The organism is Kitasatospora atroaurantiaca, assembly GCF_007828955.1.
Taxonomy (GTDB): Bacteria; Actinomycetota; Actinomycetes; order Streptomycetales; family Streptomycetaceae; genus Kitasatospora; species Kitasatospora atroaurantiaca.
Window position 1 is genome coordinate 6,109,669 of record NZ_VIVR01000001.1, and the last position, 24,215, is coordinate 6,133,883.

17 protein-coding genes are annotated in these 24,215 nt (G+C 72.2%); 9 read left to right on the forward strand and 8 right to left on the reverse strand.

All coding sequences use genetic code 11. The features are described from left to right. Window positions 1-200 precede the first annotated feature (200 nt). Window positions 201-962, forward strand: a complete 762-nt coding sequence (locus FB465_RS27520; protein ID WP_145794777.1) for an SDR family NAD(P)-dependent oxidoreductase — start codon at window positions 201-203, stop codon at window positions 960-962. On the opposite strand, the gene FB465_RS27525 is transcribed toward FB465_RS27520, so the two are convergent. The 4 genes from FB465_RS27525 to FB465_RS27540 form a co-directional block, all read right to left on the reverse strand. Then, window positions 925-1,707 (reverse strand): DUF7158 domain-containing protein, encoded by a 783-nt coding sequence (locus FB465_RS27525; RefSeq protein WP_211785867.1) that lies wholly within the window; start codon window positions 1,705-1,707, stop codon window positions 925-927. The two genes, FB465_RS27520 and FB465_RS27525, sit on opposite strands and share 38 nt — an antisense overlap. Further along, window positions 1,704-5,900 (reverse strand): glycoside hydrolase family 38 N-terminal domain-containing protein, encoded by a 4,197-nt coding sequence (locus tag FB465_RS27530; protein WP_145794779.1) that lies wholly within the window; start codon window positions 5,898-5,900, stop codon window positions 1,704-1,706. The genes FB465_RS27525 and FB465_RS27530 overlap by 4 nt, the downstream gene beginning before the upstream one ends. A gap of 44 nt (window positions 5,901-5,944) precedes the next feature. After that, window positions 5,945-8,374, reverse strand: coding sequence for an endo-beta-N-acetylglucosaminidase (locus FB465_RS27535; protein ID WP_145794781.1), 2,430 nt, complete (start codon window positions 8,372-8,374; stop codon window positions 5,945-5,947). A gap of 61 nt (window positions 8,375-8,435) precedes the next feature. Next, window positions 8,436-9,476 carry a LacI family DNA-binding transcriptional regulator gene (locus FB465_RS27540; protein ID WP_145794783.1) on the reverse strand — a complete coding sequence of 347 codons (1,041 nt, stop codon included), beginning with the start codon at window positions 9,474-9,476 and terminating at the stop codon, window positions 8,436-8,438. A 153-nt stretch (window positions 9,477-9,629) separates the two neighbouring features. On the opposite strand from FB465_RS27540, the gene FB465_RS27545 reads away from it, so the two are divergent. The 5 genes from FB465_RS27545 (at window position 9,630) to FB465_RS27565 (ending at window position 16,407) form a co-directional block, all read left to right on the forward strand. Then, window positions 9,630-10,910, forward strand: a complete 1,281-nt coding sequence (locus FB465_RS27545) for an ABC transporter substrate-binding protein (protein WP_145794785.1) — start codon at window positions 9,630-9,632, stop codon at window positions 10,908-10,910. A 65-nt stretch (window positions 10,911-10,975) separates the two neighbouring features. After that, a complete protein-coding gene (locus tag FB465_RS27550; protein ID WP_145794787.1) occupies window positions 10,976-11,848 on the forward strand; it encodes a carbohydrate ABC transporter permease in 873 nt (290 codons plus the stop codon). 2 nt (window positions 11,849-11,850) lie between these two features. Further along, window positions 11,851-12,702 (forward strand): carbohydrate ABC transporter permease, encoded by an 852-nt coding sequence (locus tag FB465_RS27555; protein ID WP_145794789.1) that lies wholly within the window; start codon window positions 11,851-11,853, stop codon window positions 12,700-12,702. A gap of 28 nt (window positions 12,703-12,730) precedes the next feature. After that, window positions 12,731-15,130: a glycoside hydrolase family 2 protein gene (locus FB465_RS27560; RefSeq protein ID WP_145794791.1), complete on the forward strand. Its 2,400-nt coding sequence runs from the start codon at window positions 12,731-12,733 to the stop codon at window positions 15,128-15,130. 107 nt (window positions 15,131-15,237) lie between these two features. Beyond that, window positions 15,238-16,407, forward strand: coding sequence for an agmatine deiminase family protein (locus FB465_RS27565; RefSeq protein WP_145794793.1), 1,170 nt, complete (start codon window positions 15,238-15,240; stop codon window positions 16,405-16,407). A gap of 7 nt (window positions 16,408-16,414) precedes the next feature. On the opposite strand, the gene FB465_RS27570 is transcribed toward FB465_RS27565, so the two are convergent. The 3 genes from FB465_RS27570 to FB465_RS27580 all read right to left on the reverse strand — a co-directional run bounded on the left by FB465_RS27570 (window position 16,415) and on the right by FB465_RS27580 (window position 20,231). Then, window positions 16,415-17,056: a hypothetical protein gene (locus tag FB465_RS27570; RefSeq protein ID WP_211785868.1), complete on the reverse strand. Its 642-nt coding sequence runs from the start codon at window positions 17,054-17,056 to the stop codon at window positions 16,415-16,417. Between the two features lie 74 nt (window positions 17,057-17,130). Next, complete coding sequence (locus FB465_RS27575; RefSeq protein WP_145794795.1) at window positions 17,131-18,387, reverse strand: glycosyltransferase; 1,257 nt, start codon at window positions 18,385-18,387, stop codon at window positions 17,131-17,133. A 194-nt stretch (window positions 18,388-18,581) separates the two neighbouring features. Next, entirely contained in the window at window positions 18,582-20,231 is a 1,650-nt protein-coding gene (locus FB465_RS27580) for a phospholipase D-like domain-containing protein (RefSeq protein WP_145794797.1), read from the reverse strand. A 234-nt stretch (window positions 20,232-20,465) separates the two neighbouring features. Here FB465_RS27580 and FB465_RS27585 point away from each other — a divergent pair, with 234 nt between their 5' ends. The 3 genes from FB465_RS27585 (at window position 20,466) to FB465_RS27595 (ending at window position 23,251) form a co-directional block, all read left to right on the forward strand. Beyond that, complete coding sequence (locus FB465_RS27585; RefSeq protein WP_145794799.1) at window positions 20,466-22,271, forward strand: cholesterol oxidase substrate-binding domain-containing protein; 1,806 nt, start codon at window positions 20,466-20,468, stop codon at window positions 22,269-22,271. 76 nt (window positions 22,272-22,347) lie between these two features. Further along, window positions 22,348-22,878 carry a DUF1353 domain-containing protein gene (locus FB465_RS27590; protein ID WP_145794801.1) on the forward strand — a complete coding sequence of 177 codons (531 nt, stop codon included), beginning with the start codon at window positions 22,348-22,350 and terminating at the stop codon, window positions 22,876-22,878. Window positions 22,879-22,987: 109 nt separating this feature from the next. Beyond that, window positions 22,988-23,251, forward strand: coding sequence for a dsRBD fold-containing protein (locus FB465_RS27595; RefSeq protein WP_145794803.1), 264 nt, complete (start codon window positions 22,988-22,990; stop codon window positions 23,249-23,251). 160 nt (window positions 23,252-23,411) lie between these two features. Here the strand turns inward: FB465_RS27595 and FB465_RS27600 are convergent, their stop codons facing one another. Then, window positions 23,412-24,197: a leucyl/phenylalanyl-tRNA--protein transferase gene (locus tag FB465_RS27600; RefSeq protein WP_145794805.1), complete on the reverse strand. Its 786-nt coding sequence runs from the start codon at window positions 24,195-24,197 to the stop codon at window positions 23,412-23,414. Between the last annotated feature and the right edge of the window lie 18 nt (window positions 24,198-24,215).

Below are 24,215 nucleotides of genomic sequence, written 5' to 3' on the forward strand. Positions count from 1 at the left end.
AACTGCGCGAGGCGGAAGGGTACAGGCCGTTGCCTTCCGATCTCGCGCAGTTCTCCCCCAGCCTTCGGCCGGGAGGTGCCCCCACGCGCCCCTGGAAGGTGCCCCTCGCTGAGCGGATCGCCCCTGGGAAGCAGGGACGGCGGGTCCGGCGGATCATCGGAGACGGGGGTGGTCGCCGACCGTGAGGAGGAGGTCCCGTGATGGCCGGAGTTCTGGAGGGAACCGTCGCGCTGATCACCGGTGCGTCCAGCGGCATCGGCGAGGCCTGTGCGCTGACCCTGGCCGAGCAGGGAGCCGCGCTCGCCCTGGCGGCCCGGCGCGTGGAGCGTCTGGAAGCGCTCGCGGACAAGGTGCGAGACGCGGGCGGCACGGCGCTGGTCCTGGAGGCCGACATCAGCTCGGAGGAGCAGGCCAGGGCGGCCGTCGACCGCACCGTGAGCGAGCTCGGCCGCCTCGACACGCTCGTCAACAACGCCGGCCTGATGCTGCTCGGTCCCGTTGCGCTCGCCGAACCGACCGAGTGGCGGCGGATGGTCGACATCAACCTGGTGGGGCTGTTCAACACCTCGCACGCCGCGCTGCCCCACCTCGTGCACGCGGCGGAGCAGCAACCCCGGCGCGTCGCCGACCTGGTGAACATCGGCTCCCTGGCCGGACGCTTCGCCTTCGGCGCCTCGGCGGTGTACTGCGCCACCAAGTTCGGGGTGGGCGCGTACAGCGAGGCCCTGCGCCAGGAAGTCGCCACCCGGCACGTGCGGGTGTCCGTCGTCGAGCCCGGCAGCGTGGACACCGAGCTGCGGACCCACAACCGCCCCGAGGTCCAGGAGCAGCTCGGCGCCCGCTTCTCCGGGATCGAACGCCTGCAGGGCGCGGACGTCGCGGACGCGGTCTCCTACATCGTGACCCGCCCCAGGCACATCGCCGTCAGTGAGCTCCTGATCCGCCCCACCGAGCAGGTCTGACACCACCGCCCGCGACGACACCGCCCGCGACGTCCCTCAGTGCCGGTGGTGGTTGGGCCGGGTCGCCGGGGTGTTCCAGACCTGGTACGAGCCGCAGCCGGTGAGCCCGGGCGTTGTCGAGCCAGCGGACGAAGGCGGTGCGCCGGGCTGCGGCCAGGAGCTGCGGGGTGGGGTCGGCGGCCGGCCCGCCGGCCTCGCGCCGCTCGACGAGCGTCGCCGTCCAGCCACCCGCGCTCACCGTCGCACCCGCCTCGGCCGACCGAAGCGCCGCCGCGAGTGCGACCGGCAAGGTGTCGGGGTCGGCCTCGAACTCGCCGTCCGGGGTGCGGAGCCGCCAGACCGGGCCGACGGCACCGCGATCCGTCGCCGCCCGGTAGGCGGCGACCGCCTCCGGAGTGACCGTGACGTCGGCGGTGACGGCCTCGTGGACCGCGCGTACGGCCGCGCTGCCCTCGAACGCGGCGGCGGTGATCGAGCCGAGCTCGACGGCGGCCCGCTGGTCCAGCCGGACCGGCGGCGCGGCGCCGACGTCCAGGCCGCGCACGGTGGCCTCGGCCGCGCACAGCTCCTCGGTGAGCACCACCTGCGCGACCCAGCGGGTCAGCTGGCGGTCCTCGGCGCTCCCCACGACCGGCAGCGCCGAGGATCGGGGCCCCCGGCGCAGGGCGGCGAGCCGGCGGTCGAGCTCGGTACGCGGCAGAGCCCGCCCGTCGAGCAGACCCAGCACCGCATCGTCGTGACTCACGGGGCCACCTCCAGCGCGACGGTCGGCGCGTACTGGCAGCGGCCGAACCACATCACCTTGGCCAGCGCCCAGTACGCCCCCGGGTCGGCGTCGCGCGGCACGGCCACCTCGAACTCGACCGACTCGGTGGCACCGGCGGCCAGGGTGAACCCGCGCACCGGCTCGGCGATCGCCTCCCAGGTCCCCCACGGCGAGACGAGCTGCAGCTCCCCGCGGATCTCGCCCCGCGTGCGATTGGCCAGCACCAGGCCCAGCCCGGCCCGGCCGCCGGGGGAGACCCGCAGCGAGGTCTCGACCGCATCCACCGACAGACCGGTGTCCCGGCCGGTGGCCTCCTTGCTGCCCTGCGCCGCGGCCCAGTCCTCCGGCACGTCGCCGGGCACCGGCAGCACGGCGGGCAGCTCGCCGACGGCGACCGTGGCGACATCCTCGACGCTCTGGCCGCCGTAATCGACCCGGGCGGCGACGAAGTACAGCCCCGGCTGCGCACCGGCCGGGGGAGTGACGGTCACCGGGAACCGCACATGCCCGCCGGGCGAGAGCCGGTACGGCCGACGGCCCGTGCTCACCGCCCAGCCCTCCGGCGCGAGCACGGTCGCCGTGCCCTCGACGGTTTCGTCCCGAAGCTGCGAGGCGAGGACCACCGACACCTCGACCGGCTCGCCCTCCGTCCGCAGCAGGCCCGGCGAGACGGCGACCGAGACCGGCAGGTAGCCCATCGGCGCCGGGCCCCGGTTGTGCAGCCAGTACCGCGCGTGGACGGGCTGCGCCGTCTCCGTCACCGGCCCGAGCGGTTCGCCGCCGCTGCGCGCCGACGCGGGTACGCCGACGACGGTCGCCACCTCGGAGCCGTCCAGCACCAGCCCGGTCAGCGGATCGCCGGTGGTGCGCTCCAGCAGGTCGGCGCTGCGCAACTCGGTGAACTGCAGGGCGCCTTCCAGCCGCGCCGACCGGCCGAGACCGGTCGACTCCACCAGGCGCAGCGTCACCCCGGCGGCCGGGTCCGGCACCCCGGCCGAGCCGTGCGCGATCGGGTTGCCAGCGGCCTTCAGCGTGCCCAGCAGCACCTCGCGGGCCGGCTCCACCCGCAGGTAGGAACGGGTCGCCGGGAGGGGGCCCTTGTGCACCTCGGCGAGCCGGGGGTGGAGCGGGTGGTTGAACTCCTGCCCCTGCGCGGGCAGCGTGAGGGCACGCCAGTCACCGTCGCCGGAGACGAGGGCGTACGCGAACTCATGGGTCCAGTGCTGGAGTTGGAACGAGGCGCCATCCGGCAGGGTGCGCCGCGGCGGGTCGATCCAGACCCCGGACGGCCAGCCGGTGCAGGACCGCATCAGCGAGAGGTGGAGAGCGCCGGTCGGGTCGACGGCGAACCCCGGGAGGCCGTAGGTCAGCAGGGCGACGGTGTGGTCGGTGAGCAGCTCGGTGGCGGGCAGGTCGCCCGCGCAGACGGCGGACACCCGGGCGTCGGCGAGGTCGTCGACCAGCGCCCCGAGGTCCGTGACCACGAGCGCGGGCAGGGCCCGCAGGTCACGCAGGTCGGCGCCCGGCTGCCAGACCTCGTGCAGCGGCTTCTCGGCGGGCACCCAGACCCGTCCGCGCGAGCCGAGCACGGCGGCGTACTCCGCGCCGGCCCGCTCCAGCAGCTCGCGGGCCGCGTCGTTCGTCTCCGGGCCGCCCAGCACGATCCGGAAGTCGGGCAGGTTCGAGTCGACGTCGAGCCAGCCGTAGCGGGACCAGTCGGCGCTCGCGGTGGTCGCGGTGACGCCGACGCGGGCGAGGGCGATGACCAGCTCACGGGCGTCGGCGGCCGCGTCCAGGGCGGGCACCACCACCTCGGCGACGCCGAGTGCGCGCTCGCCGATCGCCGTGCCGTCCGGGCCGGTGAGCGAGACCCGGGCGGTGGAGCCGAGTCCGAACCAGGTGTTGGCGGGGTTGTCGAGCGTCCACGGAGCCTCGGCCACGTCGACGTCCGGCAGCGCGAAGCCGCGCCCGACGACGGCGTCCGCGACCTCGCTGACCGGCAGCGCGCCCGGCAGCTGCACCGGGAACCGCAGCCGCAGCAGCCGGTCCGCGCCCGAGTGGTCCACCACCCGGGTACGGCAGTCCAGCCGGGCGACGCCGTGCCACAGGGTCACGGTCTGCTCGTAGCGGATGCCGTCGACCGTGCCCGTGACGACCAGCCGCTCGCCCAGGGGACCGGTCTCGGCCCGCACCGATGCCGCCGACTCCGAGGCGCCCTTGACCGGGCCCTTCGGCAGCAGGTGCCACGGCCCCTCGCCGAAGTCGGGGTGCTGCGGGTACTCCTCGTACACCCGCAGCTCGTTGCCGACCTGGCCCTGCCTGATCAGCTCGCGGTGGTGCGCCTTGTCGTACACGTCGGTCAGCCCGCCGCCCCGGGCCGGGTCGGCGGTGACGCGGTACCGGGTGTTCTCGATCGTGGTGCCGGTGTGCGGTGTCCAGGCCGGCTCCACGGTGGAGAGCCCGGGCAGCAGCCGCCAGGTGCGCCAGCCCAGCGCCGGTACGTCCTCCGCGAGGAAGAGCAGCGTGCCGCGGTCCACGACGCAGGCCAGCTCGGCTCCGGTGTCGTCGAGCACCCGGCCGCCGTCGAAGCCCTCCGGGAGCCGGACCGCGACCAGCCCGGAGCGGTCGAACGACAGCGTGTTGGCCACCACCAGCGGTGTGCCGTCGCCGGTGGTGTCGATCCGCCCGACGAGGGCGTCGAGCGCGGTGTCCCGGACGGTCGAGGCCAGGTCGTGCGCCTCGCGCCAGCCGGACAGCAGGTCGAGGTAGACCTGGTCGGACTCGGAGCCGGTGATCGCGTCATGATGGGCGCCGAAGGCGAGTTGACGCCAGACCTTGTCCAGCGCGGTCGCCGGGTAGCTGCCCAGCCCCTCCAGCGCGGCCAGCGTGGCGAGCTTCTCGGCGTCGACCGCGGCGACCTCGCCAGCCCGCTGCGCCTGCTTGGTGTCGATGTAGGAGACGTCCTTGCCGGTGTAGACCGGGTTCATGTCCCGGGTCTGCGGGCTCGGCCGGCGCCCGGCGGCCGCCAGTTCGGCGCGGACGGAGGTCAGGAAGTCGCGCGGGGTGCCGCAGACGAACTTCGGCCAGACGTACTTGGCGGCCCAGGAGCGGTGGATCTCGGTGACCCACTTGTTCGGCGGGGTGTAGTCGGTGCCGACCGGCAGCAGCAGGTTCCTGGTCGCGCCGACCGGCTTGAGCTTGCGGTACAGCTCGTACACGGCCTGTTCGGCGGTGGCCAGGTCGGGCGAGGAGTCCATCCACCAGCCGGCCGAGTAGTGGTGCGGCATGAAGTGGGTGAGCACGCCGCGGCCGGAGGGCGAGATCCACTCGAACTCGCTCGGGAACTGCATGACGGTCGCGTCGTCCTTGGCCTCGCGGAAGTTCTTCTGGATCGGGCCCCACTGGTGGAACGGGCCGCGCGCCCAGGCGCTGCCGGTGAGCCCGGCCGCGTCCAGGTATCCGGGGAACTGCGGGTCGTGGCCGAACACGTCGAGCTGCCAGGCGGTCTGCGGGTCGCCGCCGAGGATGTCGCGCTGGTACCCGATGCCGTAGACGAGGTTGCGGATGGTCGTCTCGGCGGCCGTCAGGTTGGTGTTCGGCTCGTTGTAGGTGCCGCCGATCAGCTCCACCTGGCCGAGCTCCAGCAGCCGCCGCAGGTCGGCGCGGCGCTCGGGGTGCACGTCGAAGTACGGCTTGAGGTAGTCGATCTCGGCCAGCACGAAGCGGTAGACCGGGTCCCGCAGGGCGAGGTCCAGGTGGGCGTCGACCAGGGCGAAGCCGTTGCGCTCCCAGAGCGGTCGGGTGGTGGCGTCGCCGGACAGCAGCTCCCAGGGCGAGGTGTACGCCGCCTGGGTGTTCCACCAGACCGGGTCGTAGTGGAAGTGCGAGACGAGGTACATCGTCCAGCCGGGCTCGGCGACCATGACGGTGGCCTCGGCCCGCGCCTCGCCCGCCGTGACGACGACGGGAAGCTCCGTGCCGGGCGATCCGTCGGTGATGTCGAGCGGTACCTCGACCACGCCCGTGCCGGTGGCCTCGCCGCGCACGCCCGGCCCGGTGACGGTGACGAGGCCGGGCGGCCCGTCGAGCGTCACGCGCAGCACCTGGCGTGGTGAGTCCTCGGTACCGACGAACAGATCGGTGCTGGCGACGTCGGTGATGGTGACCGGCACGGGAGTGGGTCCTCTCTGTCGGAAGGGAGGGAGGAGGGGGCGTGCTAGGCGCCCCAGGCCTCGAACTCGTAGATCCGGGCGGCTGGGTCGGTGGTCTGCGTGGGTCTGGTGATCACCAGCCGCACGTACCGGGCGGTGGTGTTCACCGGGTGGGTGGTGGTCGCCGCGGTGTTGCCCGTGACGGTGGCGACGGTGGTCCAGGCGTCGGCGCTGGACGAGCGGACCTGGATGGTGAAGTCGCGGGTGTTCCAGGAGGAGCTCTCGCCCCCGGCGGCGGCGTGCTTCACCGTGAAGTGGGAGAGCGGATGCGCTGCGCCGAGATCGACCTCCAACCACTTACTACTGGTCAGTGTGCACCATTTGTCACTGTTGCCGCCGGAGACACTGCCGTTGACGGCCTTGGCCGGGCCTTCGTTGGCGTTGCACCGGCCGGAGGCGGTGGCGGGGCGGTTCAGGGCGAGGTTGCTCTCCGCCGGAGTGCCGGTCCAGCTCACCGAGGTGGTCGCCGCCGTCGAGCGGCCGTACTCGGTGGAGACGGCCTCGACCTCGACGGTGGTGGCGCTCTCGCTGCCGGCCCGGTCGAGCTGGGGCACGAAGTACGCGTCGTCGGGGGTGGCGCCGAGGAAGGTCCTGGTCCCGTCGGGGTTGCGGCGGTACAGCTCGTAGTGGTCCACGGGGGCACCGCCGGCCGAGGCGGTCCACGCCAGGCGCAGCGACTTACGGGTGGCCGAGACGTCGGTGGCGCCGAGCACGGTCAGGGCGGTGGGAGCGGCCGAAGCGTCCACCGCGCCGTCGTAGAGGGAGATCTGACCGATCTTCACGTCGTAGGAGGCGACCGTCGTCGGCGCGGAGGCCTGCAGCCCGATCTGGGCGACGGCCCGGCCGGCGTACGCGGAGAGGTCCAGAGTCTTCCGCTCCCAGCCGCCGCCGCTCGTGGAGCCGAGGTCGAGCGTGGTGAAGGCGGTCGGCGCGTCGGTGAACGAGACCGCCGCCTTGAGGTTGGTCGCGCCCGCGGTCGGGGTCTTCACGACCACGGAGAGCTTGCTGTCGGCGGCCACCGGCAGCCGGGTCTGGTACAGCCGGACGGTGTTGGCGGCATCGAGCCGGCCGGAGAGCCGCAGCGAGGAGCCGCCCTCGTACGCGTCGGTGAAGTCGATCGACGGGGTCAGCCTGGTGCCGGTGGAGGAGACCAGCCAGCGGTAGGTGGGCGGGACGTCCTGCAGGGAGAGGTTGTTCCAGCCGCCGGTGGCGGCGCGAGCGCCGCCGGAGTTGTAGAAGTCGCCGTGGCCGGTGTTGAAGGAGGTCACGAACGGCTTGGCGGTGATCGGTGTGGACTCGGCGACGTAGGTCGCCAGGCCCTTCCAGGAGGACGTGGTCGCGGTGTCGGAGGGGTCGCCGTTGGCGCCCACCCAGTAGCGCGAGTCCTTGGCGTAGAAGTCGGCGCGGTCGGTGGAGGACTTCCAGGTCCACTCCGGACGGTAGAGGCCCAGTGAGGTGACGTGCGGCTGGTTGGGCGGGAAGAGTGCGTCCCAGGACACGCCGGTGTTGTACCCGTTGGCCTCGGTGTCGATGCCGGAGTAGAGCTCGTACTCGCTGCGGCCCAGCGATCTCGCCCGGTCGCGCGAGGAGTTGAGGCCGGAGGCCGACCAGCCGAAGTTGAGGAACATCGAGTCGGCCACCCGGTTGCCGCCGTCCTGCAGGAAGGCGTCGTTGGCCGAGGTCAGCGCGTTCTGCCAGTTGACCGAGCCGGACTCGGTCATGGCGTCGTACCACATGAACTCGGTCGCGCTCTGGGTCCGCGTGTACTGCATCAGGTTGCGCAGCTCGGTCGCCAGCGCGGCGTCGCCGCCGTCGGTCTCCTGGTTGATGAACCAGCCGTCGAAGCCGTAGTACTGCGCGGCCTGCGCCATCTTGTCGGCGACTGGGTAGCGGCTGCCGGACTTCTGCACGAAGTCGCGGACCCACTGGAGTTGGCCGCCGTACGCGGTGGGCGGGAGGAAGACGGTGCCGTACACCTTGACGCCGTTGCGGTGGGCGGCGTCGATCACCGTGGAGTTGGGCGCCAGGATCAGCCCCTCGCCGGCCGAGCCGCCCCAGAAGACGAGCTTGTCCACGTACTGCCAGTAGCCGAAGGCGTAGTAGTTGGGGTCCTGGGAGCCCTGCGACGGGTTGTTGGAGGTCGGCCCGAAGGACACCAGGGAGGCGATCTTCCCTTCCCCGGTACGGGAGTTGGCGTTGGCCTTCAGAGCGGGGTCCGAGCTGCGGGGCTGCAGGGGGACGCGGGAGCGGTTGAACCTGGCGTCCGGATCGGTGGCCGGGTCCCAGGTCAGGATGGTGTCGGGGTACCAGTAGGAGGCGTACGGCTGACTGCCGGTGGAACTCAGAGCCTCAGGTGGAGCGGCAGTTGCGGGCACGGAGCCGAGCGCGGTGGTCATCAGGGCCGCGCAGAGCAGTAAGGCGGGTCGTGGTCTCATCCGGGTGTCCAATCCAGCGCAGGAGTGAGTCTCGACTGGTGCTGTGGAACCGGGTCGCAGCCTAAACCGATTTAGGGGCTCTGCCAAGGGCGGGCGGTGCGGTGCTCTCGCGGACGGTCAGCCGCGGGGTGGGAGTCTGCAGGTCGCGTACCTCGCCGGGGTCGGCGACGGCGGTCAGCAGGACGGCGGCGACCTGCTCGCCGAGGGTGAAGGTGTCCCGGGAGAGGGCGGTCAGTGCGGGGTGGACGATCCTGGCGAGCACCGAGTCGTCGAAGGACACGATCGACAGCTCGCCGGGCACCGCCACACCCATCTCGGCGGCCACGCCGAGACCGGCCACGGCCATCACGTCGCTGTCGTAGACGATCGCGGTCGGCCGCTGGGGTCGTGACAGCAGCCTACGGGTCGCGGCGGCGCCCTCCGCGTCGCTGAAGTCCGTGGGCACCGAGACGGCCTCGGCCAGGCCGAGGCGCCGTGCGGAGTCGCGCAGCGCTCGGATGCGCCGCTGGGTGTGCTGGAAGGCCGGGAGCCCGGCCAGGTGGGCGATCCGGGTGTGGCCGAGTGCGGCGAGGTAGTCGATGATCGACAGCATCGCCTCCCGGTCGTCGGCCCAGACGCTGGGCAGACTGCCGTGCCGGCCGGGGCCGCCCAGCACGACGGACGGTACGCCGAGCTCCTCCAGGACCTCGATGCGCGGGTCCTGGACCTGCAGGTCGACCAGGATGAAGCCGTCCACCCGGTGCTCCGACGCCCACCGCCGGTACACCTCGATCTCGGCCGCGGTGTCCTCGACCACCAGCAGCTGCAGGGCCACCGCCCGGGCCGACAGGCCGGCCTGGAGCCCGGACAGCAGCTGGGCGAAGAACGGTTCCACCCCGATGGTGCGGGCCGGCCGGGCGATCACCAGCCCGACCGCCCCCGCCCGGGCGCCGCCGAGGGCCCGGGCGGCGCTGTGCGGCCGCCAGCTCATCTCCTCCGCGATCCGCAGAATCCGGGCCCGGGTCTCCTCGCTGACGCCCGGGCGGCCGTTGAGCGCGAAGGACACGGCGCCCTTGGAGACTCCGGCCCGCCGGGCGATGTCGGCGATCGTCGGTCTGCCCATGGATGTGGCTCCCACCTCTTGACGGCGCAGTCTAGCGAAGAGGATAGTCCCGAATCGCTAGAGCGGTTTAGTTCCCCCGATCCCTCAGTCGGAAGCGGGACGGTCCAGGCGGTCGGCCTGCACATCCGAATCACTCAGCACAGCGGGAGAATCATGCGCAGACACTGGGCACAGCCGGCCGTGGCCGTGATCGCGGCGATGACGCTCGCGGGGTGCGGCCTCGGCAGCACGGGCGCGTCCGAGGACGCCGGCGGCCAGGTCACCGGCGAGGTGAAGGGCAAGGTCTCCCTGCAGACCTGGGCCCTGAAACCCAAGTTCACCGACTACCTGCAGAGCGTCATCGACGCGTTCGAGAAGAAGTACCCGGGCGTCCAGGTCGACTGGCTCGACCAGCCCGGCGACGGCTACTCCGACAAGGTGCTCAGCCAGGCCGCGGGCGGCGGCCTCCCGGACGTGACCAACCTGCCGCCGGACTTCGCGCTCCCGCTGGTCAAGCAGGGCTTACTGCTCGACGTGGCGAAGGCCGACCCCAAGCTGGCCGAGGACTACGTGGCCGGCGGCGTCGACGCCTACCGCTTCGCCGGCCGCACCGGCGCGTACGGCTACCCGTGGTACCTCAACACCGACGTCAACTACTGGAACTCCGAGCTCCTCACCAAGTACGGTCTCGACCCCAAGAAGCTGCCGACCTCCCTGGACGAACTGATCGCCCAGGCCAGGACGGTGAAGGAGAAGTCCGGCGGCAAGGCGTACCTGATGAGCCGTAAGCCCGGCCTCGGCGACCTGGCCAACGCCGGGGTGAGGATCATGTCGGAGGACGGCAGGAGCTTCACCTTCAACACCCCGGAGGCCGCCGCCCTGCTCGACAAGTACCGGGACGCGTACAAGCAGGGCCTGCTGCCGCAGGACGTGCTGACCGACAAGTACGCGGGCAACGCCAAGCTGTTCAACGCCGGAGCCGTCGCATGGACCACCGGCGGCGGCAACTACATCACCGGCCTCGCCACCGACAACCCCTCGCTGGCGCCGAAGGTCGTACCCTCGCCCGCGATGGGCACGCCACCGCTGTACGTGCAGGGCCTGTCGGTCTCGCAGAGGAGCAAGAACCTGCCCGCCGCGATCGCCCTCGCCCGCTGGGTCACCAACGCCGAGAACCAGGCCGCCTTCGCGCACCTCACCAGTATCTTCCCCAGCACGAAGGCCTCGGCGGGCGATCCGTTCTTCAGCCGGAGCGACGGGACCAACGCGGGTGACGCCAAGGTCATCGCCTTCACCTCGCTGGCCAAGGCGGCCATGCTCCAGCCGGTGCAGGTCGACGGCGCCATGAGCGACATCGTCAACCAGCAGATCGCCCTCGCCGTCAGCGGCGGCACCACCTCGCGGAAGGCCTTGGACGACGCCGTCGCCAAGTGCAACCAGCTGCTGCAGAACTGACGTCGCGCCGGCGTGCGGGGGCCCCTCCGGGAGCGGCCCCCGCACCACCAGGGAGGCAAACCCCGATGACCCACCGACGCTGGTTCACCCCGTGGCTGCTGGTGGCGCCCGCGCTGGTCTGGCTGGCGGTCTTCAACATCTGGCCGTCCGTCAACACGGTGATCCTGTCCTTCACCAACGCCAAGCCGCTGGGCGGCGGGCACTTCGTCGGCCTCGACAACTTCCACCGGGCGCTGACCGACGACCAGTTGGTCGATGCCCTGCTCAACAGCATCGTCTACATGCTGGTCTGCCTGCCGTTGCTGACTCTGCTGCCGCTGCTGATGGCGGTGCTGGTGGAGAAGAAGCTGCCCGGCATCACCTTCTTCCGCACCGCCTTCTACACCCCGGTCATCGCCTCAGCGGTCGTGGTCGCGCTGATCTGGGGCTGGGTGCTCGACGACCGCGGTCTGGTCAACGGCGTCACCCAGCAACTAGGCCTGGCAGGCGGTCCGTTGCCCTTCCTCACCGACCGCTGGCTGCTGCTGTTCAGTGCCATCGGCCTGACCGTGTGGAAGGGCCTCGGGTACTACATGGTGATCTACCTGTCCGCCCTCGGGAACGTCGGCCGCGAACTCCACGAGGCCGCAGCCGTCGACGGCGCCGGAGCGGTGCGCCGGTTCTACCACGTGACCCTGCCCGGCGTGCGCAGCACCATGCTGCTGGTCTCCGTGCTCATCTCGGTCTCGGCCCTGCGGGTCTTCTCCGAGCTGTACATCCTCTCCGACGGCACGGGCGGTCCCGGCGGCCGCGACATGTCGGTGGTGATGCTCATCCAGATGTACAGCCGCGGCTTCACCGGCCATCTCGGCTACGCGTCCGCGCTCAGCCTGCTGCTGTTCGCCGTGACGATCGGCCCGATGCTCCTGCTGCTGCGGCTCAACCGGAAGGCGGCCTGACGATGGCCCGACGCGCTCGCGGCTTCAGCACCACCCCGCCGGCCGAGAAGGCGCTCCGCTACCTGCTGCTGGCCGTGGTGCTGCTGCTGACCATCGGGCCCTTCCTCTGGCAGCTGTCCACCTCGCTCAAGGGGCCGGCCGAGGACATCTACACCCAGCACCCGAGCCTGCTGCCGGCCGGCCCCACGCTGGACAACTACGCCAAGGTCGCCCGGACCGTCCCGGTGTGGGACTACGCGGCCAACTCCCTGGTCGTGGCGGCGATCACCGTCCTGGGCAACACCCTCGGGGCCACCGCCGCAGGCTTCGCGCTGGCCCGGCTGCGCTTCCGTGGCGCGAGGATCGCCCTCGGGCTCTTCCTCGCCACGCTGGTCCTCCCGGGTGAGGTCACCATCGTGTCCCAGTACGTGACGGTCCGCAGCCTCGGTCTCGCCGACACACTCGTGGGTGTGGCGCTGCCCGGAGCCATCGGCATGCTCAACGTGCTGCTGATGCGTACCGCCTTCCTGGCCGTCCCGCCCGACCTGGACGCGGCCGCCATCGTCGACGGAGCCACCGTCTGGCAGCGGCTGGTCCACATCGGCCTGCCGAACGTCCGCGGGATGCTCAGCGTCGTCGTCATCTTCGCGTTCATCGGTGCCTGGGACGACTTCCTGTGGCCGCTGATCGTGCTCACGGACCCGGACAAGTACACGCTCACCGTCGGCCTGCAGTACCTGAACGGCACGTTCAGCGCCAACCCGCGCCTGATCGCGGCCGGCACGATGATCGCCTTCCTGCCCATCGTGATCGTGTTCGGCGTGCTTCAGCGCTTCTTCTTCAAGGGTGTGGAAGAGGGAGCGGTCAAAGGCTGAGGCCAGGCCCCTACCGAGGAGAACCCACTTGAGCACCTTCCGTGCCCTGCACGAGGGTTGGACCCTGACCGCCGTCTCCCACGACACCCGGATCGCCGGGGTGCCCGCCACCGTGCCGGGGTGTGTGCACACCGACCTGCTGGCCGCCGGGCTCATCGACGACCCCTACCTCGACGACAACGAGAGCCGGCTGTCGTGGATCGGCCGCACGGCGTGGGAGTACCGGACGGCGTTCACCTGGAGCGGCGACGCGCACGAGCGCACCGACCTGGTCTGCGAGGGTCTGGACACCGTTGCCACGCTCACCCTCAACGGCGTGCGTATCGGCAGCACTGCCAACCAGCACCGCTCGTACCGCTTCCCGGTACGGCACCTGCTCCGGGCGGGCGAGAACACCCTCCACATCCGCTTCGCCTCCGCGTACGCCTACGCCGAGGCGCAGCGGGCCGCCCTGGGCGACCGGCCGGGCGCCTACACCGAGCCGTACCAGTTCATCCGCAAGATGGCCTGCAACTTCGGCTGGGACTGGGGGCCGACCCTGGTCACCGCCGGGATCTGGCGGCCCATCGGCCTGGAGAGCTGGAGCGGTGCCCGCCTCGCCGAGGTCCGGCCCGTGCTCACCGTGGACGAGAACCACGACGGGCGGGTCGAGGTCGAGGTGCGGATCGACCGCACCGACGAGCGTCCGCGCACGGTGACCGCGGAGATCGCCGGAGTCCGCGCCGTGGCGCGGCCGGCACCCGGCGAGCGGACTGCCCGGCTCGTGCTGCGGGTGCCCGCCCCCGCCCTGTGGTGGCCGCGCGGCCTGGGCGCCCAGGCCCGGTACGAGCTGAACGTCGGACTCGGCGGCGAGACCTGGTCCAGGACGGTGGGGTTCCGCAGCGTCACCCTCGACCGGGAGACCTTCACCCTGGCCGTCAACGGCACACCGGTGCAGGTCCGCGGCGCCAACTGGATCCCCGACGACTGCTTCCCGGCCCGTGTCACGCGCTCGCGGCTGGCCGAACGGCTCCAGCAGGCCGCGGCGGCGAACGTCAACCTCCTGCGGGTGTGGGGCGGCGGCCTGTACGAGAGCGAGGACTTCTACGACCTCGCCGACTCGGCGGGCCTGATGGTCTGGCAGGACTTCCCCTTCGCCTGCGCCGCCTACCCGGAGGAGGAGCCGTTCCGCTCCGAGGTCGAGGCCGAGGCCCGCGAGAACATCGCCCGGCTCGCCCGCCATCCGGCCCTGGTCCTGTGGTGCGGAAACAACGAGAACATCGAGGCCCACGCCGACTGGGGCTGGCAGGCCGAGCTCGCCGGCCGGAGCTGGGGTGCCGGGTACTACTACGACCTGCTGCCCCGCCTGGTGGCCGAGCTCGACCCGACGCGCCCGTACTGGCCCGGCAGCCCCTACTCGGGCAGTCCGGCCCTGCCGCCGAACGACCCGGCGCACGGCACCATCCACATCTGGGACGTGTGGAACCGCGAGGACTACACCCGCTACGCCGCCTACACGCCCCGCTTCGTCGCCGAGTTCGGCTTCCAGGGGCCGCCCGCGCACGCCACCCTGCGCCGCGCGGTGAGTGGCGAACTCACCCTTGATGCACCGCTGGTGATGCACCATCAGAAGGCCGAAGGCGGCGCCGGCAAGCTGCTCCGCGGCCTCCGCGGTCATCTGCCGCAGCCCGAGGGCTACGAGGACTGGCACTACCTCACCCAGCTCAACCAGGCCCGCGCCGTCGCCTTCGGCATCGAGCACTTTCGGGCCCTGGCCCCGTACTGCCGTGGCACCGTCGTCTGGCAGCTCAACGACTGCTGGCCGGTGACCTCCTGGGCCGCGATCGACGGTGACGGCCGCCGCAAGCCGCTCTGGTATGCCCTGCGGCGGGTGTACGCCGACCGGCTCCTCACCGTGCGGGACGGCGTGGTCGCGGTGGTCAACGACAGCGACCGGCCCTGGTCCGGCGAGCTGTCGGTCGTCCGGCACCGCCTCGACGGTGAGCCGCTGGCCAAGGAAGCCGTCGAGGTCGCCGTCGCCGCCCGCAGTGTGCTCCGGGTGCCGGTGCCCGCCACGGTGGCCGTGCCGTCCGAGCCGTCCGCCGAGCTGCTCGTGGTCTCCCTCGACGGGCTGCGCACCGTCGCCTTCTTCGCCGAGGACGTCGCGGTGGACTTCCCCCCGGCGCGTTACGAGGCACATGCCGACCCGGCCGACGGCGGCTACCGGGTGACCGTGACCGCCCGTACGGTGCTGCGCGACCTGGCGCTCTTCCCCGACAGGCTCGACCCGGCCGCCTCGGTGGACGACATGCTGGTCACCCTGCTGCCGGGGGAGAGCGCCACCTTCCACGTGGCGACGGGGCGGGAGCTCGACCTGTCGGCGCTGGTGTCGCCGCCCGTGCTGCGGTGCGTCAACGAGAAGCGGTGGGCGGGGGTGACCGCAGGCTGATCGGGGGCTCTGGAAGGTTACCGAGGCGCAGGGGCTTCACAGCGGGCCCGACGGCCACTACGGTCGCCGAACTAACAAAGTTAGTTTCGGTTTCCGAGGAGTCTCCGATGACTGTTTCCCCCATCGCCGGCCGGCCCGTCAGCAGACGGCGCTTCCTGACCGCCTCCGCCGCCGTCGCCGCTGCGGCCACCACGGCCACCACGGCCACCACGGCCACCGTGGTCGGCGCCGGAGCGGGCCGCGCAGCCGCTGCCACCTACAACGGCAAGAAGTACACAGTGCCGGGCGAGTGGGCCCCGCACGCGCGCTGCATCATGGCCTTCCCCTGGGACGCCGGCGACGGCTGGGGCCAGAAGCTGCACCTGGTCCAGGACGAGGTCGCGAACATTGCCCGCAGCATCGCCCGCTTCGAACCCGTGACCATGTTCGCCAAGCCCGGCACGGCCAACTTCGTCCAGCAGCAGGTCGGCCCGACGGTCACCGTGGTCGAATACCCCATCAACGACTGCTGGACCAGGGACACCGCAGCCATCTTCGGCCTGGACCAGCCGGGCAAGAAGCTCCTCGGGCTCGACTTCGGGTTCAACGGCTGGGGCAACAAGTACCCGTACGACAAGGACGACTTCCTGCCGGTCGGCGTCTGCGACTACCTGGCCGTCCCCCGGCTGCCGGTCGGCATGGTGCTCGAGGGCGGCTCGGTCCTCCAGGACGGACAGGGCACGCTCATCGCGACCACGGAGTGTCTGCTCAATCCCAACCGCAACCCCGGTATGACGCAGGCCCAGATCGAGGCGGCGCTGCTGGACGCCTTCGGGGCGACCAAGATGATCTGCCTCCCCTACGGCCTGTACGGGGACGACATCACCAACGGGCACGTCGACCTGGTGGCGGCCTACGTCGGCCCGGCCCGGCTGCTCATCAACACCCAGCCCGACCCGGGCGACCCCAACCACGACCGGCTGAACGCCAACAAGGCCGTCCTGCAGGCCTCGACCGATGCTCTCGGCCGCCCCTTCCAGCTGACGGAGATGCCGTACCTTCCCAAGTTCACCGTGGGCACCGACGAGGTGATCACCTTCAGCTACACCAACTTCTACCCGACCGCCGCCGGCATCGTCGTCCCCACCACGAACATCCCCTCCTCCGACAACGCCGCCCTCGCCGTGATCCAGGGGCTGTTCCCCGGGAGGGAGATCGTCGGAGCGCCCGCGACCACGCTCGCATGGGGTGGCGGCGGGGTCCACTGCATCACCCAGCAGGTGCCCGCGACCTCGTGAGCGGAGCTCACGCCTCCTTGGCCGGCGGGTCGATGCGGGCGCGGTCCCGTCCGATGGCGAAGAAGGCCGCGATCGCATCGGCCCCGGCGAGCTCGCTCATCGGGCGGGTCGCGCCGAACGGGGCGTTCCAGAAGTCGCCGTCGCGCCTGGTCCACGGGCCGACGTAGGCGTACGGCTCCCGCGAGTACGCGTCGCCGGGCGAGACCCCGTAGTTCACTTCGTCCACGGTGATGCCGAGGTCGAAGTGTTCGGGCCAGAGCACGGGTTGCTGGTCGGGGGCGAAGAGCCGCAGGGCGGTGTCTCCCTCGGCGAAGCGGCCCAGCAGCAGGCCTGCGGCGGCCGGGTCGAAGCTGAGCACCTTCGTCGGGTCGGCGCCGGAACCCTCGGCGTACAGCCCGGCGGGCGCCCCGGCCTCGATGCCGAGGGCGTCCCCCAGGGACGTGCAGGTGGCGCCCTGCAACGCCAGGCGCCGGTCACCGGCGACGAGTTCGGCCCCCTCGACCCGCAGGGCCGGTTCGGCGACGGTGGCGAAGCCTCCCGGCTGTACCCGGAGCCTGATCGTGCCGCTCGCCCGGTACTGCGGTCCGGCCAGGAGCAGTTCGGCCACAGCGTGCAGTGCCTGCCGCGCCACCACGAGCCTTGCGGTCACCACGGTTTCCTCCAGAGGGTCGGGATGCCTACGGTACGTCCCGGCAGGTGCCTCGGCCGGTGAATGACGAGGTGTCAGCCCGCCGAGATCCGTGCCGCGAGCTCGAGGACGTCGGCTGCTCCGTCCTCGGCTCCGATCCGGTCGGCCACTTCCCGTGCCCGTACCCGATATGCCGGCTCGTCCACGGCCCGCCGCAGCCCTACGGCCAGCCGCTCGGCGGACAGCCGGCGCAGCGGTACGGGCCCCGGGCTCACTCCCAGGGCCGTCAGCCGGGTGGCCCAGAACGTGGCGTCCAGCTGCGCCGGGACGGGCACCGCCGGTACGCCCGCACGGAGCCCGGCGGCCGTGGTGCCCGCGCCCGCGTGGTGCACCACGGCCGCCATCCGAGGGAACAGCCACGCGTGGGGTACCTCGTCGACCACCAGGACGTCCCGGCTCTCGACGGACAGGCCGGACCATCCCCGCTGGACCACGGCCCGCAGGCGGGCGGTGCGCAGGGCGGCCGTGATGACTTCGCCCAGGCGGCCGGGGTCGGCCACGACGAGGCTGCCGAACCCCACGTAGACCGGCGGCGGGCCCGCCCGGAGAAAGTCGGCAAGCTGTGCCGGGGGCTGCCAGTCGGCCGGGGTGTGCGGCCACCAGTAGCCGGACACCCGGGCGGACGGCGCCCAGTCGGCGGGCCGTGGCACCACCGAGGGCGAGAAGCCGTGCAGGACGGGCCAGGCCTGCCGGGCATGGCGGCGGCGCAGGCCGGCCGCGGTCCGGGCGGGGAGGCCGAGCTGTCGGCGCAGGTCGCGTACCGCCGGAGCGAAGAGACGGTCGACGGCGAGCTGGGCGGTGTGGCCCGCCAGCAGGTTGCCCCGCCGCCCCAGCGACGCGGACGTCCCGGCGACCACGGGGAGGAACTCGCCCGTGGGGTACAGCGGTTGGAGGAACACCCCGGCGCTCGGCAGGTCGTGAGCCTCAGCGACCGCCTGCCCCAGCGGCGCGGTCGTGGCGGCGAGCAGCAGGAGGTCGGTGCCGTGCCGGACGGCCTCGAGAATGCCCCGGCCCAGCGCCGGCATGAACCGGCGCCCCATCCGCAGCAGTTCGGCCACGGCCAGCGGCCCGGCACCCGCGCGCAGCAGGCGCTGGCCACGGTCGGAGGCGAGCTCCGACCGTGGGTCCACGGGAAGCGCGCGGAAGCCCAGCCCGGCATGCCGCGCGGCGGTCTCGAAGGTCGTGTGGGTCGCCAGCGACACCTCGTGGCCCGCCTGCGCGAGACGTCGGCCGAGGCCGATGTAGGGAGCTACATCCCCCTGGGAGCCGGCGGTCGCGATGAGGATGCGCACGCTGCGCAGTATCGCAACCCCGGGGCCCGATCCGTGCGATCCGGCCTGCTCCCAGGGTGTCGGGCACGTTGGGCAGCTGAGCAAGTTGCACTGTCCAGGGGCGCGGGGAACGGCGCGATGCGGGAGGCTACAGGCCGGTGCCTTCCGATCTCGCGCAGTTCCCCGCGCCCCCTGGGATGCCCGCCCATGATCGGTCAGGCCGGGCAGAGGCCGCGGGTGTAGTCGACCGTCGCGGCCGCCTGGGAGTACTGCCACTCGGGGGCGAGCAGGCCGGCGTCGAGCTGGGCGGCCGCTACCGGGCTCTCCACCACGTAGCCGAAGTCCTGCAGCCAGGCCGGGTACAGGTTCTTGGAACCGATGTAGAACGCCGCACCGTCGACCGCGACCAGCTTGTGGTGCAGCGCGTAGGGGTGGCCGTCCGCCCAGGTGGCGCTCGGGGCGGCGCGGAAGGAGGCGAGCTGCAGGTTCCGGCACATGGTGGCCTTCGCCTGCTGCGCGTCCCCGGTGCTCGCGGCGAGCCGGGCCCGGAGCGTGTCGCTGATCTCCGAGAGCGACTTGATCTGCGAGTAGCCGCCGCTGCCGACGGCACCCCGGTTGGCCGGGTCGCTGACCACGATGCGGACCTTCACCCCGGCGGCGAGCTTGGCCGCGAGGAGGTCGTAGAGGCGGAGGTCGTAGCGGGGGAGCGGCGGGCAGGTGCCGTTCATGTCCTGCTGGGAGATCTCGATGTGGCTCTCGGCACCGGCGATCAGCGACCGCAGGGCGTTCTCCTCGGGGTTGACCGTCTCGTAGTCGCGGTCGCCGTTGGTGTTGTCGTGCAGGCCGACGGGACCGCACTTGGCCTCGGACGCGGCGGGCAGCACGGGCCGGTACGCCGAGGCCGGGTCGGAGCTCCTGATGCCGACCCCGAGGCCGCCGACGGCGATCACCGGTACGTCTCCGGTGGCGGCGACCGGGGCGGGGTTCGCGTCCCGCTCCAGCGTCGGCAGGCAGGCGGCGCCGTTGGAGGAGGCGAACCAGGCGGCCGAGAGCGGCCCTGCGTTCCGGCAGGTCCAGCCCCAGAGGGTGTCGAGGTAGCGGCCGGCCGAGGCGGCGGCCGGGCCGCTCAGTGCGAGGTCGACGTCCGACACGGGGTGCGAGGTGTCGAGGTAGTCGTCCTTCCAGCCGTTGATGCCACCGGCGATCACGCTCTTCCCGTCGACCACCAGGAGCTTCGAGTGGTTCCAGGAGAAGGCCGTCCTGGAGGTGGTCATCGACGCGACGTTCAGGGTGATGTTGCGGGCCGCCGGGCCGAGCCTGGCGACCAGGTCGTCGCGGTAGGAGGACGGCAGCACATTGATGTTGTAGAGCGGCGCGGCTCCGACCAGGATGCGTACCTGGAGCCTGCTGCCGGCTGCCGCGGAGGCCTTGAGCCCCTTGACGAGCGCGTCCTCGAACTCCCCGTTCGGGAAGGGCGCGAGGGTGGAGATGTCGACGGTGCGGGTCGCCCGGGAGACGTTCTCGGCCATCCGGTCGAGCAGTCGGCGGGCCCCTGCCCGGTCGGTGCAGGTCGCGTCGCCCCAGCAGCCGGGGGTCTGCAGCAGCCAGTCGCCCGGAGCGCCGGCGGGTGCGTCGAGGCTGTTGCCGTCGGTGCGCTGCCAGACGGACCCTTCGAGGCCGGGCGAGACCTGACGCAGCGTCTGCTCGATGGCGTCCAGGTGGGGCGTGCCCCGGCCGGCGGTGGCCGGTGTGCCGGGCGCGGGCGCGGCGAGGGCGGGGGCCGCGGGTACGGCGGCGAGGACGGCGGTGATCGCCAGCGCGGATCGCGTGAGACGGCCGAGGCGACGGGGCCGGTGACGGAGCAAGAGCGTTCCTTCGGGGCGTGCGGGCACAGGGATCGTTGACCGGGTTCATTCACCTGGTCGACCCCCTGAACCTACCCGATGGTAACTTGATGATCACTCAGGGAGCCGGACGGGCCTCGTCGATCGAGCGTCACTCGATCGGGTGATCGTCGGCGTGTTCGAGTTACGACTACGGGAGCGGGTCCATAGCGTCGGGCCCGGACTTGACGGTATGACGGCAACGGGGGCGGAGCCATGGCGAACGAGCGGCACGGACTGACCAGGCGTGAGGTGATCGCGGCCTCGGCCGCCCTGGGCGGGGTGGCCTGGCTGCTGCGCGGCACGGTCGGGCCGGACAGCGCGCAGGCCGTCGGGGCGCCGCCGCCCGGGCTGCCCGGCGGGATCGAGCCCTACCAGCAGGTGTACGAGAACTGGGCGGGCGAGATCCGTACCGACCAGCTCTGGACCTGCGCGCCGAGCACCCCTCAGGAGGTCGCCGGCCTCGCCGACTGGGCCCGCGCCGCAGGCTGGCGGCTGCGCGCGCAGGGCCACCGGCACGGCTGGGCGCCGCTCACCGTCGCCGACGGCACACCCGCCTCGGCCCGCGTCCTGCTGGTCGACACCACCCGCCACCTCACCGGGATCTCCCTGGTGGACGCGTCGACGGTACGGGTGCAGACCGGCGCCTCCATGGAGACCCTGCTCGCCTTCCTGGCCGGCCACGGCCTCGGCGTCGCCGCCTGCCCCGCGCCCGGGGATCTCACCGTGGGCGGGGTGCTCGCCATCGGCGGCCATGGCACCGCCGTCCCTGCGGTCGGGGAGACGCTGCAACCCGGCCACGGCCAGGGCTCGTTGAGCAACCAGGTCACCTCGCTCACCGCCGTCGTGGCGGACGGGACCACCGGCCGGTACGTGCTGCGCACCTTCGACCGCTCCGAGGCCGACAGCGCCGCCTTCCTGGTCCACCTGGGCCGCGCCTTCCTCACCGAGGTGGAGCTCCGCGTCGGCGCGGACCAGAACCTCCGCTGCGTCAGCCGGCTCGACATCCCGGCCACCGAACTCTTCGCCCCGCCCGGCAGCTCGGGCGGCCGGACACTCGCCGACTTCGTCGCGCGGGACGGCCGGGCCGAGGCGATCTGGTTCGCCTACACCTCCCACCCCTGGCTGAAGACCTGGCGGATCACCCCGGACAAGCCGTTCGTCGCGCGCAGGGTGACCGAGCCGTACAACTACCCGTTCTCCGACAACATCCCGGAGCCGGTGGCCCTGCTGGCCGGCCAACTGATCGGCGGTTCCTGGGGCCTGGCGCCGGTGTTCGGCCAACTCCAGTACCTGGTCGCCAAGGTGGGCCTCACCGGCGACCTCACCGACGTGCTGCTCTCCGGCGGGCTGCTGCGCGACCTGCTGTCCGGCGACACCCTCACCCACCTGCTGGCCGACGGCCTCCGCTCCGACCTGTGGGGCTCCTCCCGCAACCTCCTGCAGTACGTCAGGCCGACCACCCTGCGGGTGACCGCCAACGGATACGCGGTGCTCACCCGGCGGGCCGACCTGCAGTGGGTGGTGAGCCGCTTCACCGCCTACTACCAGCAGTTGCTGACGGAGTACCAGGGGCGCGGGGAGTTCCCGATGAACGGTGCCGTCGAGATCCGGGTCACCGGCCTGGACGACCCGGCCGCCTCCGGCGTGCCCGGCGCCCGCCCGCCGCTGCTCTCCGCGCTGCGTCCCCGCGCGGACCGGCCCGAGTGGGACACCGCCGTCTGGCTGGACATCCTGAGCTTCCCCGGTACCCCCGGCCTGCACCGGTTCTGCCGCGAGCTCGAGCAGTTCCTGCTGCGGACCTTCGACGGCACCCGGGCCGGCCTGCGCGTCGAGTGGTCCAAGGGCTGGGCCTACACGGACGAGGCCGCCTGGGCGGACCCGGACATCCTCGGCCGCGTCATCCCCGACAGCCTCCGCGCGGGCGGCGGTCCGGGCTGGGACGAGGCCGTCGCCGTGCTCGACCGCCACGACCCGCACCGGGTCTTCGGCAACCCCTTCCTCGACACCGTGCTCCGCTGAAAGTGAGGTGCTCAGAGGCCTGGTATCACGTACAGTAGTCATGTCGTCACCCGGTCGTGGGAGAGGGGGCAGCGGCATGCCATTCGTCGACGGCGATGTCGTGGTCAGGCAGGTCGGTGTGAAGAGCTGGCAGCTCGCCGAACCCCTGACCTACCAGGGCAACCAGGAGACCTTCACCGTGCCGGTCGGGTTCGAGACCGACTTGGCGTCGGTGCCCCGGCCGCTGGTCTGGCTGCTTCCGCGCTACGGGCTCTACACCAAGTCGGCCATCCTGCACGACTACCTGTGCTGCACGGGCGTCGAACGCTCGGACGCCGACGGCCTGTTCCGCCGGTCCATGTACGAGCTCGGCGTGCCGTTCACCCGGCGCTGGATGATGTGGGCCGCCGTGCGGCTCGGCTCGCACCTGTCCGGGGCGGGAGTCGGGCAGATCGCGGTGTGGCTGCTGGTCGCGCTGCCCTCGCTGCTGTTCGTGCTCGTGCCCGGACTGGTGGTCCTCGGCTGGCTGATCGCGTTCTGGCTGATCGAACTCCTCGCCTACCTCGCTCTCAAGCCCTTCAGCCGCAAGCGGGTGCACCGGCCCAACCTGCTCGTGAAGATGGGCTGAGCCCGGCAGCCGGTTCGGGCCCGGCCCGGCGGCAGACTTGCCGCCGGGCCGGGCCCGGGCGCACGCTGAGGGGAGCGGACGCCACGGCTCCGGTGCCAGGAGGTACGTGATGCACAACCAGTGGGATGTAGAGCTGAGCTTCGAGGAAGACGGCATTCACACGGCGTGCGACGCCAGGCTGGTCGGTACGAGAGCGCCCGGTCTGAGCGCTCACGGGGAGGCGGTGCGAAGCGCCGAGGACCGGCCGTTGGCCAGGATCGGGGAGGAGATGGCGGCCTCGCGTGCGCTGGAGGAGCTCTCCCGCAAGCTTCGGGCGCAGGCCTCCGGTGAGATCGAGGACGAGGGTCACCGGCCCGCCTATCTGATCTACTGACGGACCCGCTTCCGGGCGGAAGTTCCGAGGCGGACGTGGGGAGAACGCCTCATGTCCGGGCGGCCTGCCGGGTCCAGCGTCTCAGCCATCCGGAAGGAGGACGCCAGGACCCTGCAGGAGTCCGCCCTCTTCGGGCTGAACCGCGGCGCGTGGCCCCTCGTCAGCCTGTGCCGGCCGCTGCCAGGCGGCGGGCAGGGAGGGTGAGGTCGGCGGGGGGCGGCAGGTCGGGGGAGGCCTGCAGGAGGGCGAGGTACCGGGCGCGGGGCACCGGGGTGGCACCGAGGAGACGCGTCTGCGGGCTGTCCCACTGGGCGTCCAGCAGCCGGCCGCCGACCTGGCGGAAGCGGGCGGCAAGATCGGCGATCGCCACCTTGGCCGCGTCGGAGCGCCGGTGGAACATGGAGTCCAGGCTCAGGACCGGGCCGGTCCGGACGCCGAAGACGCCGCCGATCAGCTCGCCGTCCTCCCATACCTCGGCGCTGAGCGCCCAGCCGTGCTCGTTCAGTCGGTTCAGGCTGTCGACCAACTCGGCCGTGAGCCAGCGTGGTTCACGGCCGGCCCGGCACTCCTCGACGACGCGGCCGAAGGCCCGGTTGAGGCTGGTCGACCAGGAGAGCCGGTTGCGCAGGTGCTTGGCGAGACTGTGCCCGAGGCGGCCGGCGTCCACGGGGATCACCGGTCTCGGGTCCGGTGACCACCAGGCCACCGAGTAGGGGTCGCGGTTGTCGTCGCCGACGATGGCGACCTGCCCGTCCGCGACCAGCTCCTCGAAGAGCGCCTCGTTGAGGTCCCGCAGCGGAGGCTCGGCGGCCGGGAACGGGTACACCCCGGCCCGGTACCCCGCGAGCAGGTTCTCCGGCCCGAGGTCGCCGCAGAACGCGACCGGACCGTCCGCCGGCGCCCGTGAGAGGTCGAGTGACGCCCAGTTCCGGTGTCTACGGATCACACGGCGGCTCCCAGACTC